The following is a 14,278-nucleotide window of genomic DNA, read 5'->3' as shown; positions in this document are numbered from 1 at the left end:
GTTGATTTTCGAGGCTGCTGTCGTTTTCCTGGCGCTGCTCTGGGCCCTGAGCCTGTGGTTCTTCCTCAACTACAGCAAGCGCCAGCGTGAGCTGGCGGCCCAGCAGGCCCAGGGCGATGCGCTGCGAGACCAGCGCATCAAGGATCTGGCCAAGCGCCTGGATGACTACCAGAACGGTACGGTGCGCATGGGCGAGGCGATCCATGAATTGCGCGCAGTGCTCGCGCCGTTGCCGGATAAACTCCAGCAACTGGAGCAGCGCGACCCCAACAGCGTGACGTTCACCCAGGCGGCCAAGCTGGTGGGCATGGGGGCCAGCATCGATGAGCTGACCCGCACCTGTGGCTTGACCCAGGCCGAGGCGGAGCTGATGAGCAAGCTGCATCGCGGCGAGTGATGGGTCGCCTCGCGCTTCAGGCCCGCGCCCAAGAGTTGTAGCTGCCGACCCGGGCAATTCGATTGAGCGGCAGCAGCGTGCGAAGTGCCTGCCGGTAGGCGTCCAGGTCGATGAAGGTGTCCGAATCCACGGGCATGCCATGCAGGTGCATGACTTGGCGCAGGGTGCGCAGCGCGGGTAGGCGCTGGTCGACCACTTCGGTGAGCAGTGCTGGCCCCGTGAGGTGACTGAGGCGCTCGGCATAGCGGTAGAAGCCGGCCGGGTCCTCGGCCAGGCTGGGCTTGCGGTCGTAGAAGTCCGGTTCGGCCAGGTAACGGGCACGCATTTCCTCGGAGATCGCCAGCAAGGTCGGATTGCCCGCGTGGCTGCCGATCAGGCTGGTGTTGTACAGGCAGTACATGCTCATCTTCTCATTGGCCATTGGCGGCGCGAGCAGCAGGCCTTCTCCTGTGGCCAGCAGCTCCACCTGGTCAATCGACTCCCCAGGCTTGCCCAGTGGCTTGCCGTTGAGGGTGCGCGGGTATTCACCGGGCGCCAACAGGTAATCGTCCACGTCCATGTACAAGCCACCTTCCTGGTACAGCAACGAAAAGCGCAGGACGTCGCAGGCCGAGGCATAGTGGCGGGCCATGCCGGCGTTGCCGTCAATGGCCGCCTGGTACTGGGCGTAGTAGCTGCCCTGGCTGAACGTGCGGAAAAACGGCTGCTCTTCCAGGGGGACGACCTCAAGCCCTGGTGCGTGCTCGGTGAGCTGGCGCAGGTTCTGGGCATAGGCTGCGGGTGTCGCCTTCGACAGGTACAAGCGCAGTGTGTACCGGCTGTCGCGAAGACGGGCGGCGTTGCTCGCGAGGTTGGTCAACAACTTGGGCTCGATGACCTTGTCCCCTAGCCAGATGCACGAGACCTTCGGCGGTATGGGGCTGGCGCCGGCTCCAGGCCCCGATGGCAGCTCGACCGGCAGCGGCAGGTCGACGCCAAGGGCGCGCAGGGTGGCGGGGCGCGTGGCGTTGCTGACTTCCCGCCCGGGGGCGACGGGCACCAGGTCCGTACTGCCGGTGCGGGCGACATAGCGGACCGGATCGACCTCGTTGAGGCTGTCGAGCTTGACGAAGGCATCGTGCTTCGTGTCATAGATCATCTGCGTTCGATGGCCGTCGATGCGTGCGCTCAACTGGTCTGGGCTGCTGCTGTAACGGGGTGTCCTGGTGACCGCTTCGATGATCGCCGGGTCGCCGTCGGGCAAGGCAGGGATCGGCGCGGGAATGTGAAAGTACGGCGCCACGTCCGTCTGCGGGAGGCGGGGTGGGTCGACTGGGCTCAGCGGGTAACCCCATCGCTCATTGATCCAGCTCGGGGTAACGAAGCCTTCGCTTTTCACGCGAAACAGCTCCGCACCCCGGCTCAGCCCTTGCGAGGCCAGCGGCAATGCGTTGAACAGGCCATAGGTGAGGGTCTGCACGCCACTGGCCTGTTGCTCCTGGGTTCGGCCGTGGATGATCTGGTCAAGGCCCAGACCGAACTGGGCGACACCTCCCACGGCCAGCATTGGGGCAAGGCCTGGTATCACGAAGGTCAGCGGGGTCAGCAGGTTCATGGTACAGGTCAGGTAGTCGCGCCAACGGGCCTTGCTCACCTCGTTGTCGCTGGTGATGATGAAATCGGCATCGGCGTAGCTGCGTTGGCGCTGCTGTTCGCTGAGCGCGGTGAACAGGTCACCGGTGATGACGGGGCTGTAGTGGTCCGGGTGATAGTTGACGTATTCGCGCGGGGCCCAGTAGCCGCTGCGGGTGAAGCCGGCGCGTTGCGGCGAGAGGCGATGCATCGAAGGGTAGGCGCCAAGGCCGGCGAGTGCGGTATCCAGGCCACTGAAACCGAGCCCATCCGGTGTGTCCTGGAGCGAGAAGAACTGCCGGAGCGCCTGGCGTTTGGCTGCGTCCTTGCACTGTTCGGCGAACCAATCCTGCATCAGGCCTTCGCTGGCGAACTCGAGCAGGGGCGCGCTGTTGCCTGGCATGTAGAGCAGGGTGAGGCCGCTGCGTGTATCACGAATGCATGGCAGGTGGCTCGCCACGTAGCCATAGACGTTCAGCAGTCGCACCTGGATCGAGCCTTTGGCGCTCGCCAGCCCCGCCGCCTGCCAGGCCAGTTGACGTGCAGCGTCCGACAGGCTGCCTTCGGCCGCCTGTTTGTTGCAGGCGGCGATGAAGGCGATTTTCGCCGAGGTCCGGTGGCCTTGCAGGTGCGCGGACCAGTACCTGTCCAGCATCGCCCGGTAGCTGGCGTGGAAATCCAGCGCCCAGATAAAACGTTCGAACGCCTCGGCTGGCAGCTGGATATGGGTGGCGCGGGAGTATTTCTGTGGCGTGGCCTGGCGAAACAGGCCGTTGTAGATGCCGTAGCCTGGGCCATTGGCAAGGGCGGAAGGCGGGTCCAGGTGATCGACGAGGGTGATGCGCTTGTCATCGGGGAAGACGCCGGCCCATGGCGCGCCCAGGGCGGCGCCGATCAGGTCGTTCGCCGACTCGCCTTGCCAGTTCGACAGCACGGCCTGGGTGAGGGTCATTTTCTGGGTGACGACAGCGACCCGACCGATGCCCGGTCGCCATTGATGGTGAAGCACCACCACATCGCAGCGATCGGGGTTCACATCCAGCCCGCGATCGCCAGCCCATTGACGGATGGCTTGGGCTGCGGCGCGGTCGGGGCGCGGAACGTTGGCCAGGTGATCGCGCACAAATTGCACGCCGGCATCGTTTACATAAGAAGGGGTCATCGTAATGGCTCGCGTGGTCAGTCGAGAGCGCACGATGGCGTGGATGCGGGTGCCGGAGGGTTTAGTTAAATAGCGCCTGTTCGCCAAGTCGCATCGCTTGGCAATCGGGCTAGGGGCGGGGGCGTTCCTTCAAGGCCCGCGAGATGATTCGACACGTTGAAGGCCATGCACTGCCGGGGCGCGAGGTTGCGGTAGCGTCGCGCCTCGTCGAACCCTCACATCTGCCGTGCATCGTTGCTGTTGCAGTTCGTCATCTCGACGTTTTGCGTGCCGACGGCACTGATGCACTGGCCTTCGCCAAGCGCTGATTGCAGCAGCACCGGAATCTCCCGATTCAGGCTCGATTCGAGGGGGGCGAGCTCGGCCTCATAAGCGACCAGCAGGGTGCCGGCGTTGCGGGTTTGGGGGGGCTACGTCGCGGGCCGGGATGACGGCCTCTGCCGATCTGCCAGATGAGTTACCCAGGACTTGGTCGTTTTCTGATGGACGTGTCGGTGAATGTGACTGCGCCACGCAGTGTGTGGCTCAGGCGCGCTCATTGGGCAGGCGCAAGCGCAAGGGCGTGATGTCGCGCTCGTCGTCGGGCTCGTCGTCAAAGCCTACCGGCACTTTGCCGCGTAACTGCCAGGCGAAGGCGATGATCTCGGCAATGGTCAGGTACAGCGCTTCGGGGATCTGTTCGCCAAGCTCCAGGCGCGCCAATAAGCGGACCAGTTCGGCGTTCTCATAGATCGGCACTTCATGCTCGCGGGCGATGGCGAGAATGGCCTCGGCCAGCTCGTCGTCACCTTTGGCGCTGAGGGTGGGAGCCTGCTGGCCGTCGTAGGTCAGGGCGATGGCCTGGCGCGGTTGCTTGTCGGTCATGCGTTTTCGTCCACCCAACGTTGTTCCAGGCGCGTGCGTGCCCCCTGGGGCGGAATGCCCGGGTGACACTGCAGTTCGCCCACATCCAGGCCTCGGGCCACCAGGCGTTCGCGCAACTCGCCCAATTGGCGTTCGATCAACTGCGCAGTCTGCTGCTGCTCTGCCCACAGCTGCCCTGACAACCGGCCCTGGCTCAGTTGCGCCTGGACCTGCAGCGGGCCCAAGGGTGGCAGGTCGAATGCCAGCTCGATTCGCCACAGCGACTCCAGCGGATCGCGCTGACTGCGCTGCGAATCGGCCTGTTGCTCCGGGGGCTGCTCCTGCTGCAGCTTGACCTGCAGTGGAATGAACTCTTGGCCATGGCGGATGGGAATCTCGGTCTGCCAGGTGGTCTGCAGGTTGCCGTTCTCGGTGACGCCGGTCTGCTGCAGGCTGGCCAGCTGGTGGCTTTGCAGGCGCGAGATGGCGGCGGCAGCCAGACGCAGCAATTGTTGCAGGTCGCCTTCGGCTTCCAGGCTCTGGAGCAGGCGCGAGGGCAGGGGAAAGGTACCAGGCTGGGGCCGTGGGCTATTTCTGTCGAGCATGCCCAGGGCGCTGCGGGCAATGGCCGGAAACGCCTGGGCCAGGGTGGCGGCGGTGGCGGGGCTGCTCAGCGCGCTGCTGGGCAGGTCGGGAAAAGCTTGGGCCACCAGCCGGACCAGCTGTGCCTTGAGATCCGGCACCAGGGCTGCACCGCCACCGCCGAGTAGCTTGGCCTCAAGGAACGCGCCACTGTTATTCAAAGCCTGGGCGAGGGTCTTGGCGTCGCCGAGCTGGCGGGCCTCGGGCAGGCTGGCCAGCAGCCGTTCGGCGCTGGTCTTGAGCTCGGCATTGGCGCCAGGGTCGCGGGCGATCTGCTGCAGCGCAGTGAGCAGGCCCGATAACGAGGCTTGGCGACTCTGCTGGGTGCCGAGCTGTTGGGCGATCGCCAACTGGTCTTGACGACCGCTCAGCGGCACGAAGCGCAACGACTGATCGCCTTGGACCTGCGCGCTGAGCAAGCTGCCCACCGGCAAGGGGCGTGGGCTGTCCACCGTCAGGGTGGCCCCAGCCTGGGCGCTGTTGAGCAGGCTGACCAGAGAGCGGAAGCCCGCCGTCTCGCCAGGTGCCGCGACCAGGGCCTGGCTGGTCAGCACCTTGCCTTGCAGCAGGGTGCCGACCGGTACTTTGTCGGTGTCCAGGCGAGTGAGGGTGGCGATGTTGTTGGCGTTGGCTTGCTGCAGGAGCACCGTCAGGCGGTTGCTGTCAGTCTGGGCGACGGTTACTTGGCTGCCTTGGGGCAGGGGCTGGCTGGCGCTGGCCTGCAGCTGGGTCTGGGTGCCGTTGGCCAAGGTCAGGCGCAGCAGCAACTGGAAATCCTGGCCCACTTGGCGCAGAGAGAGCACTTCAGCCCGGGCCGTCTCACCCGGGGCCAGCAGACCGGGCTGAGATTGCAGCAGACGCAGCAGTTCGCCGGTCATCGCAGCCTTGCCCGCCTGGAGTCCGAGCGTCGATTGTGCGCCGAGACTATTGATTTCAGTCATGATTGTATACAACCTGTCGGACCCGCCCTCTTGGCAGCGAGACGTCCCATGTAATAATGCCCGCCGTCCGCCACTGCCACTATAACGGCAATGACCGGGGCGACTTGAGACACTGGGGTTCAGCGCGGGTTCGCGCGCACTACGACGCGCGGCGCTGAACCCAACATTGATAAGGCGAAACCGTGACCCTTCATCTCCAAGCCGCGGGCCTGGCCTGCGAGCGTGACTGGCGATTGCTCTTCGAGCATCTGGATTTCCAGTTGCGGCCCGGTGACATGCTGCAGATCAGTGGCCCCAACGGCAGCGGCAAGACCAGCCTGCTGCGGTTGCTGGCTGGCCTGATGCAGCCTACCGCGGGTCAGATTCTGCTAAATGGCCAACCGTTGGCCGAGCAGCGCCATGCGCTGGCCAGCATCTTGCTGTGGATCGGCCACGCCGCCGGAATCAAAGACCTGCTCACCGCCGAAGAGAATCTTGCCTGGCTGTGCGCACTGCATCAGCCGGCTAATGCCCGGGCCATCTGGCAGGCGTTGGAGGCCGTTGGGCTTCGAGGATTCGAAGATGTGCCTTGCCATACGTTGTCCGCCGGCCAGCAGCGCCGCGTGGCCTTGGCGCGGCTGTATCTGGACAGCCCCCCGTTGTGGATCCTCGACGAACCCTTCACCGCTCTGGACAAGCAAGGTGTGGCGCAACTGGAAGCCCACCTGGCGGCCCATTGCGAGCAAGGTGGCACGGTGGTGCTGACCACCCATCACAACCTCGAGCGCAAGCCATCGGGTTATCGAGAACTGAACCTGGGGCAGTGGGCGGCATGAGTGTATTCATCCTGTTGTTGCGCCGCGAGGCGCGTCTGTTGTGCCGCCGCCCGGCGGAGCTGGCCAACCCGTTGGTGTTCTTTGCGATAGTCGTCGCCTTGTTCCCTCTGGCGGTCGGTCCTGAGACACAATTGTTGCAAACCTTGTCGCCAGGCTTGGTCTGGGTCGCGGCATTGCTGGCCGTATTGCTGTCGCTGGACGGGCTGTTTCGCAGCGACTTTGAGGACGGCTCGCTGGAGCAGTGGGTGCTGTCGCCGCATCCGCTGGCACTGCTGGTGTTGGCCAAGGTGCTGGCACACTGGATCTTTTCCGGCCTGGCGCTGGTATTGTTGGCGCCGTTGCTTGCCTTGATGTTGGGGCTGCCAGCTGGCTGCCTGCCGGTGCTGCTGGGGTCGCTGCTGCTGGGAACCCCGGTGCTGAGCCTGCTGGGCGCGGTGGGTGCGGCACTGACTGTGGGCCTCAAGCGTGGCGGCCTGCTGTTGGCATTGTTGATCCTGCCGCTGTATATCCCGGTATTGATCCTGGGCAGTGGCGCTTTGCAGGCAGCATTGCAGAATATGCCGGCGACCGGCCATCTGCTCTGGCTGGCCAGCCTGACGGCCCTGGCGGTGACACTGGCACCTTTTGCGATAGCGGCTGGCCTGAAGATCAGCGTCGGCGAATAACGAGTCCCGGGCTCCCAAGCCCGGCAAACACCGTGGATGTACCTTGATGAAGATAAGCTGGACGTGGTTCCACAAGCTGGGCTCCCCCAAATGGTTCTATGCCATCAGTGGCCGCATGCTGCCCTGGCTGAGCGGTTTCGCCATTCTCCTGCTGCTGGTCGGCGTCATCTGGGGCCTGGCCTTCGCCCCGCAGGATTACCAGCAGGGCAACAGCTTCCGGATCATCTATATCCACGTACCTGCCGCCATGCTGGCCCAGTCCTGCTATGTGTTGCTGGCGGTGGCTGGCGTGGTGGGGCTGGTGTGGAAGATGAAACTGGCTGATGTGGCCGTGCAGTGCGCAGCCCCCATCGGTGCCTGGATGACGGCCGTGGCGCTGGTCACTGGGGCGATCTGGGGTAAGCCAACCTGGGGCAGCTGGTGGGTCTGGGATGCCCGGCTGACCTCCATGCTCATCCTGCTGTTCCTGTACTTCGGCATCATCGCCCTGGGCCAAGCGATCAGCAATCGAGACAGCGCGGCCAAGGCTTGCGCGGTTCTGGCGATCGTCGGTGTGGTGAACATCCCGATCATCAAGTACTCGGTGGAGTGGTGGAACACCCTGCACCAAGGCGCCACCTTTACCTTGACCGAGAAGCCGGCCATGCCGTCCGAAATGTGGCTGCCGCTGTTGCTCACGGCATTGGGCTTCTACTGCTTCTTTGGTGCTGTGCTGCTGCTGCGCATGCGCCTTGAAGTGCTCAAGCGCGAGGCGCGCGCCAGTTGGGTCAAGGAGGAAGTGTTGAACAGCCTGGGTCGGAGGGCCGCGTGATGAGCTTCGCTTCCTTCAATGATTTTTTGGCCATGGGGCACCATGGTCTGTACGTCTGGTCGGCTTACGGCATCTGCCTCGCGGTGCTGGCGCTCAATGTCGCCGCACCGCTGCTGGCTCGGCGCCGTTACCTGCAAGAAGAGGCGCGTCGTCTGCGCCGGGAGAACAACCAGTGAATCCTCAGCGCAAGAAACGCCTGTTCCTCATCCTGGGCCTGCTGGTCGGTGTCGCCATCGCCGTGGGCTTTGCGCTGAGCGCCCTGCAGCAGAACATCAACCTGTTCTATACCCCGACCCAGATCGCCAACGGCGAGGCGCCGCTGGACACGCGCATCCGCGCCGGCGGCATGGTCGAGAAAGGCTCGGTGCAGCGATCCTCCGATTCGCTGGACGTGCGCTTCGTGGTCACCGACTTCAACAAGTCGGTGCCGATCACCTACCGTGGCATCCTGCCCGACCTGTTCCGTGAAGGCCAAGGCATTGTCGCCCTGGGCAAACTGAACGCCGACGGCGTGGTGGTGGCTGACGAGGTCCTGGCCAAGCATGATGAGAAATACATGCCGCCGGAGGTCACCAAGGCCCTGAAGGAAAGCGGCCAGGCCGCGACCGGTGCGGAGCCCAAGCCATGAACGCGGCATTGGTGATCCCGGAGCTGGGGCAATTGTCGATGATCCTGGCGATTTGCTTCGCGGGGGTTCAGGCCAGCGTACCGCTGCTTGGCGCCTGGCGCGGCGACAGTCTGTGGATGAGCCTGGCGCGGCCTGCGGCTTGGGGGCAGTTTGCCTTCCTGGCCTTCGCCTTTGCCTGCCTGACCCACGCCTTCATGACCGACAACTTCTCGGTCGCCTATGTGGCCAGCAACTCCAACAGCGCCTTGCCCTGGTACTACAAGTTCAGTGCGGTGTGGGGCGCCCACGAAGGTTCGCTGTTGCTCTGGGCCCTGATACTCGGCGGCTGGACCTTCGCCGTTTCGGTGTTCTCGCGCCAGTTGCCGCAAGTCATGCTGGCTCGGGTGCTCGCGGTGATGGGCATGATCAGCGTGGGCTTCCTGTCGTTCCTGATCGTCACCTCCAACCCATTCGAGCGCCTGCTGCCGCAGGTGCCCACGGACGGACGCGACCTCAACCCGTTGCTGCAGGACTTCGGCCTGATCGTTCACCCGCCGATGCTGTACATGGGTTACGTGGGCTTCTCGGTGGCCTTCGCCTTCGCCATCGCCGCACTGCTCGGTGGACGCCTAGACGCGGCCTGGGCGCGCTGGTCGCGGCCTTGGACCATCGTCGCCTGGGCCTTCCTGGGCGTGGGGATCACCCTGGGCTCCTGGTGGGCCTACTACGAGTTGGGCTGGGGCGGCTGGTGGTTCTGGGATCCGGTGGAAAACGCCTCCTTCATGCCATGGCTGGTGGGCACGGCACTGATCCATTCGCTGGCCGTCACCGAAAAGCGTGGGGTGTTCAAGAGCTGGACGGTACTGCTGGCCATCGCCGCGTTCTCGCTCAGCCTGCTGGGTACCTTCCTGGTGCGCTCCGGGGTGCTGACCTCGGTGCATGCCTTCGCCGCCGACCCTTCGCGCGGTGTATTCATCCTCATCTTCCTGCTCTTCGTGGTAGGTGGTTCGCTGGCCCTGTTCGCGTTTCGAGCGCCTGTGGTCAAGAGCCAGGTGGGCTTTGCCCTGTGGTCGCGGGAAACCCTATTGCTGGCCAACAACCTGGTGTTGGTCGTGGCCGCCTCGATGATTCTGCTCGGTACGCTCTACCCTCTGGTGCTCGATGCCTTGACCGGCGCCAAGCTGTCGGTCGGTCCGCCTTACTTCGATGCGTTGTTCCTGCCGCTGATGGCATTGCTGATGGTGGTGCTGGGCATCGGCGTGGTAGTGCGCTGGAAAGACACCCCCGGCAAGTGGCTTGTGGGCATGATGACTCCGGTGTTGATCGGCAGCGCTATCCTGGCACCGGTCGCGGGCTCGATCGTCGACGATTTCGAATGGCCTGCCCTGAGCGCCTTCGCCCTGGCCGCCTGGGTGGTGCTTGCCGGTGTTCGCGACATCTTCGACAAGACCCGCCACAAGGGCCTGGCCAAAGGGCTGCGCGGCCTGTCGCGCAGCTACTGGGGCATGCAGCTGGCGCACCTGGGCCTGGCGGTTTGCGCTTTGGGCGTGGTGCTGGCGAGCAGCAACAGTGCTGAGCGCGACCTGCGCATGGCCCCCGGCGAAAGCGTGGAACTGGGTGGCTATCACTTCCTGTTCGAGGGGGCCAAGCACTTCGAAGGGCCGAACTTCATTTCTGACAAGGGCACTGTCCGGGTGAGCCGTGATGGCCGCGAGGTGACCGTGCTGCATCCGGAGAAGCGCCTGTATACGGTGCAGCAATCGATGATGACCGAGGCCGGTATCGATGCCGGTTTCACCCGCGATCTGTATGTCGCCCTCGGCGAGCCCCTGGACAACGGGGCCTGGGCGGTGCGGGTGCATATCAAGCCTTATGTCCGCTGGATCTGGCTGGGCGGTCTGCTGACCGCGCTGGGCGGATTCCTGGCGGCTCTCGACCGACGCTATCGCGTCAAGGTCAAGGCCCGGGTGCGTGATGTCCTGGGCATGTCTGGAGCGACTGCATGAAGCGTTGGATCATGGTGTTGCCACTGGCGGTGTTCCTGCTGGTGGCGGTCTTTCTCTACAAGGGGCTGTTCCTCAAGCCCGACGAACTGCCTTCGGCGATGATCGGCAAGCCCTTCCCGGCGTTCTCCCTGGCTTCGGTGCAGGGCGATCGTACGCTGACCCCCGCGGACCTGCAGGGGCGCCCAGCGCTGGTCAACGTCTGGGCGACCTGGTGCCCCTCGTGCAAGGTCGAGCACCCGTACCTGAACCAGCTGGCCGAGCAGGGCGTGGTGATCCATGGCGTCAACTACAAGGACGACAACGCCGCGGCGTTGAAGTGGCTGGCGGATTTCCACAATCCCTACCAGTTGAACATCCGTGACGAGCAGGGCAGCCTCGGTCTGGACCTGGGCGTGTATGGCGCACCGGAAACCTTCCTGATCGATGCCAAGGGCATCATCCGCTACAAGCATGTGGGCGTGGTCGATGCCACCGTGTGGCGCGAGCAACTGGCGCCGCTGTACCAGGGGCTGGTCGATGAGGCCCAGCCATGAAGCGCTGGCTTGCTGCTGCCGTACTGGGGTTGAGCCTGACGGGCGTGGCCAAGGCTGCCATCGATACGTATCAGTTTCGTGATGACGCCGAACGTGAGCGTTACCAACAGCTGACCAAGGAACTGCGCTGCCCCAAGTGCCAGAACCAGGATATCGCCGATTCCAATGCACCGATTGCCGCCGACCTGCGCCGAGAAATCTTCCGCATGCTCGGCGAAGGCAAGAGCAACCAGCAGATCGTCGACTTCATGGTCGACCGCTACGGTGATTTCGTGCGCTACAAACCAGCGCTCACCGGGCGTACCTGGCTGCTCTGGTTCGGCCCGGGGATTCTCCTGGTCGGTGGCTTCGTGGTGCTGGCGTTGATCGTGCGTCGTCGCCGAAATACTGTGGCAAACCCTTGCGCGCAGCTGTCCGCCGAGGAACGCGAGCGTCTCGCCAAACTGCTGGATAAAGAACAGACCCATGACTGAATTCTGGCTTAGCGCGGGCCTGCTGTTGCTCGCGGCCCTGGCTTTTCTGCTGATCCCTATCCTGCGTGGCCGGCGTCGGCAGCAGGAGGAAGACCGTACTGCCCTAAACGTCGCCTTGTACCAGGAGCGTGTGGCAGAACTGGCTGCCCAGCAGCAAGCCGGTGTACTCGACAACGACCAGTTGGCCAAGGGCCGCGACGAGGCGGCCCGTGAGCTGTTGGCCGACACCGAGGGCGCCGAGGCGCCACGTCAGGGCCACTTGGGCAAGACCTTGCCACTGCTTGCAGCGGTGCTGGTGCCGGTGCTGGGCCTGGGCCTCTATTTGCATTTCGGTGCGGCGGACAAGGTCGAGCTGACCCAGGAGTTCGCCCAGGCGCCGCAATCGATGGAAGCAATGACTGCGCGCCTGGAGCGTGCCGTGCAAGCCCAGCCGGACTCGGCCGAAGGTCTGTACTTCCTCGCTCGGGCCTACATGGCCGAGCAGCGTCCCGCCGATGCGGCTCGTACCTTCGAGCGTGCCGTGACGCTCGCAGGGCGACAGCCCGAGCTGCTCGGGCAGTGGGCACAGGCCCTGTACTTTGCCGCCAACAAGCAATGGAGCCCGCAGGTACAGGCCCTGACCGACGAAGCACTCAAGGCGGACCCCAAGGAAGTCACCAGTCTTGGACTGCGTGGTATCGCGGCGTTCGAGGGCGAGCGCTATCAGGAGGCGATCGATTACTGGCAACGTCTGTTGGCCCAGTTACCCGAAGGCGACGCGTCGCGCGCAGCCTTGCAGGGCGGTATCGACCGCGCCGCCGAACGCCTCAAGGCGGCAGGGGGCACCCCGGCTGCAGCGCCTGAAGCTGCACGCCTGAAGGTGCGGGTGGCCCTGGCGGATGCGCTCAAGGACAAGGTCAAGCCAGACGACACGGTGTTCATCTTCGCCCGGGCCAGCAATGGCCCACCCATGCCGTTGGCCGCCAAGCGCGTGACGGTTGCCCAGTTGCCAGTGGAAGTGGAGCTTTCCGACGCGGATGCGATGATGCCGCAGATGAAACTGTCGGACTTCCCACAAGTCCAACTCGTTGCCCGTGTCTCGCGTGCAGGTCAGCCGACCCGGGGCGAGTGGGTCGGGCAGAGCTCACCGCTGCCCAACCGAACCCAGGGCACCCAACAACTGACCATCGACAGCCCAGATCCTTAAGAGAGCGATTCAAATGAACAGCACTGTGCGCTTGACCCTGATCACCCTGGCCTTGGGTCTTTCGGCGTGTACGGTGCAGCCGCCGAGCCAGGAGCGCTTGCCGCCGATAGAGGCCCCTCATCCCCGCCAGGGGCCAGCGGTCAAACCGTTGCCAGGAGGGCAACCGGGCACCCAGCCGAGCAAGCCCGCCGCTACGCCCAAAGCAATGCCGCGCACCTCTGCCAGCTTCGCCCCGCCACCGGGCGGGGCCAGCCATTGGGATCCGCGCATGGGCGTTTATGTGTTGGAGAACAAGACCAATACCTTCTATCGCCAGCGCACCTACTACCGCTGGAACAACGGCTGGAGCTGGTCGCTCAGCCCCGATGGACCCTGGCAGGAAACCGACAGCAGCGGTGTGCCAGGCGGCCTGGGACGCGCCTTCGCTCAGTAGTTTCCTCCGACCGTTACAGTACAGTTCTGGTCCTATCTTTCCATTGACTGTACTGGTGGGTTGCCACGCATAATCCCTGTTCACTGTTGAGCTGGGGGGCGCATGAGCCCAACTGTCCTGTCGTACGCGTGGCGCGACTGTCGCCACTTTCCTGCCCCCTGCTTGCAAACATTCTTTGCCGCTCGGCACTCACTGGCGCCTTTGCGTTCCTGAACGTTTTCCAGAACCCGCCCAGCCAGGTGCTGGGCTTTAGGAGTCTTTGCATGCAACTCGAAATCTTCCAGGTCGATGCTTTCTCCGCCACGCCATTCGGCGGCAACCCAGCGGCAGTCGTCCCGCTGGAAACCTGGCTGCCCGACGAAACACTCAAGCGTATCGCCGCGGAGAACAACCTTTCCGAAACCGCTTACTTCGTGCGTAACGGCGAGGCATTCGACCTGCGTTGGTTCACCCCGACCGTGGAGGTGAACCTATGCGGGCATGCGACCTTGGCAACGGCGTGGGTGTTGTTCGAGCAGTTGGGGGAGCAGGCCGAGGTGCTGCGGTTCAATACCCGCAGCGGCGAATTGCGCGTCAGTCGAGGTGCCGATGGGCTGCTGGCGATGGATTTTCCGGCCAAGCAGCCGGTAGCGGTTGATATTCCTCAAGCGTTGCTCGAGGCACTAGGGCTGACCAGTGCCCGGGCGTTGTATCGCACCGATGACTATGTGCTGGTGATCGACGATGCCGAGCTGCTCGGCACGCTGACGCCGGATTTCGTTGCGCTGTCGGCGTTTGACGTGCGAGGAATTGCGGTGACAGCACCCGGAGGTGGGTTTGATTTCGTTACCCGTTGGTTCGGCCCTCGGGTTGGGGTCAATGAAGACCCAGTGACAGGGTCGGCGCATACGTCGCTTGCGCCTTACTGGTCCGAGCGGCTGGGCAAGCGCCGGTTGGTGTGCGAGCAGGGCGGGGCGCGTAAGGGGCAACTGGAATGTGAAGTGCCGGGGAATGGGCGGGTGATCATCAGTGGGCGGGGGGCTTTGTACCTGCGTGGGGTCATCTTTGTCTGAGTGGGCTGTGGGGTGAGCAAGCCTATTCGCGGGTAAATCGGGACGCCGAATAGGCCGGAACAAACACCAAAACAATTAACTTGTTTGCCGTTGCCGTTGCC

At 64.2% G+C, this 14,278-nt stretch carries 15 protein-coding genes; 12 read left to right on the top strand and 3 right to left on the bottom strand.

Annotated elements, in window-relative coordinates; translation table 11 throughout:
- The first annotated feature begins 1 nt into the window (after position 1).
- Complete coding sequence (locus HMPREF3173_RS23660) at positions 2-397, top strand: DUF2802 domain-containing protein (RefSeq protein ID WP_070577156.1); 396 nt, start codon at positions 2-4, stop codon at positions 395-397.
- A gap of 16 nt (positions 398-413) precedes the next feature.
- Here the strand turns inward: HMPREF3173_RS23660 and HMPREF3173_RS23655 are convergent, their stop codons facing one another.
- The 3 genes from HMPREF3173_RS23655 to HMPREF3173_RS23645 form a co-directional block, all read right to left on the bottom strand.
- The gene (locus HMPREF3173_RS23655) at positions 414-3,170 is read right to left on the bottom strand and encodes a dermonecrotic toxin domain-containing protein (RefSeq protein WP_070577154.1); all 2,757 of its coding nucleotides are present in this window, start codon (positions 3,168-3,170) and stop codon (positions 414-416) included.
- A 525-nt stretch (positions 3,171-3,695) separates the two neighbouring features.
- Positions 3,696-4,034 carry an EscU/YscU/HrcU family type III secretion system export apparatus switch protein gene (locus tag HMPREF3173_RS23650; RefSeq protein ID WP_070577152.1) on the bottom strand — a complete coding sequence of 113 codons (339 nt, stop codon included), beginning with the start codon at positions 4,032-4,034 and terminating at the stop codon, positions 3,696-3,698.
- On the bottom strand, positions 4,031-5,596 hold the full coding sequence (locus tag HMPREF3173_RS23645) for a flagellar hook-length control protein FliK (protein ID WP_070577150.1): 1,566 nt from the start codon (positions 5,594-5,596) through the stop codon (positions 4,031-4,033). Before HMPREF3173_RS23645 ends, HMPREF3173_RS23650 begins: the two co-directional genes overlap by 4 nt.
- A gap of 182 nt (positions 5,597-5,778) precedes the next feature.
- Between HMPREF3173_RS23645 and ccmA the strand changes: the two genes are divergently transcribed.
- The 11 genes from ccmA (at position 5,779) to HMPREF3173_RS23590 (ending at position 14,177) form a co-directional block, all read left to right on the top strand.
- Positions 5,779-6,411 carry a cytochrome c biogenesis heme-transporting ATPase CcmA gene (gene ccmA, locus HMPREF3173_RS23640; protein WP_070577148.1) on the top strand — a complete coding sequence of 211 codons (633 nt, stop codon included), beginning with the start codon at positions 5,779-5,781 and terminating at the stop codon, positions 6,409-6,411.
- Entirely contained in the window at positions 6,408-7,076 is a 669-nt protein-coding gene (gene ccmB / locus HMPREF3173_RS23635; protein WP_043212857.1) for a heme exporter protein CcmB, read from the top strand. Before ccmA ends, ccmB begins: the two co-directional genes overlap by 4 nt.
- 46 nt (positions 7,077-7,122) lie before the next feature.
- Positions 7,123-7,887 carry a heme ABC transporter permease gene (locus HMPREF3173_RS23630; protein WP_070577146.1) on the top strand — a complete coding sequence of 255 codons (765 nt, stop codon included), beginning with the start codon at positions 7,123-7,125 and terminating at the stop codon, positions 7,885-7,887.
- Positions 7,887-8,063 (top strand): heme exporter protein CcmD, encoded by a 177-nt coding sequence (ccmD, locus tag HMPREF3173_RS23625; protein WP_043212833.1) that lies wholly within the window; start codon positions 7,887-7,889, stop codon positions 8,061-8,063. Before HMPREF3173_RS23630 ends, ccmD begins: the two co-directional genes overlap by 1 nt.
- A complete protein-coding gene (gene ccmE / locus HMPREF3173_RS23620; protein WP_070577143.1) occupies positions 8,060-8,515 on the top strand; it encodes a cytochrome c maturation protein CcmE in 456 nt (151 codons plus the stop codon). Before ccmD ends, ccmE begins: the two co-directional genes overlap by 4 nt.
- 11 nt (positions 8,516-8,526) lie before the next feature.
- Positions 8,527-10,500: a heme lyase CcmF/NrfE family subunit gene (locus HMPREF3173_RS23615; RefSeq protein ID WP_177343711.1), complete on the top strand. Its 1,974-nt coding sequence runs from the start codon at positions 8,527-8,529 to the stop codon at positions 10,498-10,500.
- Complete coding sequence (locus HMPREF3173_RS23610) at positions 10,497-11,033, top strand: DsbE family thiol:disulfide interchange protein (protein ID WP_043212840.1); 537 nt, start codon at positions 10,497-10,499, stop codon at positions 11,031-11,033. The genes HMPREF3173_RS23615 and HMPREF3173_RS23610 overlap by 4 nt, the downstream gene beginning before the upstream one ends.
- Positions 11,030-11,506: a cytochrome c-type biogenesis protein gene (locus HMPREF3173_RS23605; protein ID WP_043212843.1), complete on the top strand. Its 477-nt coding sequence runs from the start codon at positions 11,030-11,032 to the stop codon at positions 11,504-11,506. The genes HMPREF3173_RS23610 and HMPREF3173_RS23605 overlap by 4 nt, the downstream gene beginning before the upstream one ends.
- The gene (ccmI, locus tag HMPREF3173_RS23600; RefSeq protein ID WP_070577138.1) at positions 11,499-12,692 is read left to right on the top strand and encodes a c-type cytochrome biogenesis protein CcmI; all 1,194 of its coding nucleotides are present in this window, start codon (positions 11,499-11,501) and stop codon (positions 12,690-12,692) included. The genes HMPREF3173_RS23605 and ccmI overlap by 8 nt, the downstream gene beginning before the upstream one ends.
- A 13-nt stretch (positions 12,693-12,705) precedes the next feature.
- Positions 12,706-13,125 carry a hypothetical protein gene (locus tag HMPREF3173_RS23595; protein ID WP_043212847.1) on the top strand — a complete coding sequence of 140 codons (420 nt, stop codon included), beginning with the start codon at positions 12,706-12,708 and terminating at the stop codon, positions 13,123-13,125.
- Between the two features lie 263 nt (positions 13,126-13,388).
- Positions 13,389-14,177, top strand: a complete 789-nt coding sequence (locus HMPREF3173_RS23590) for a PhzF family phenazine biosynthesis protein (RefSeq protein ID WP_070577136.1) — start codon at positions 13,389-13,391, stop codon at positions 14,175-14,177.
- The last annotated feature ends 101 nt before the right edge of the window (positions 14,178-14,278 follow it).

The organism is Pseudomonas sp. HMSC08G10 (assembly GCF_001808425.1).
GTDB lineage: Bacteria > Pseudomonadota > Gammaproteobacteria > Pseudomonadales > Pseudomonadaceae > Aquipseudomonas > Aquipseudomonas guariconensis.
The sequence above is the reverse complement of the archived record's forward strand: the minus strand, read 5'-3'. Positions and strand labels throughout refer to the sequence as shown.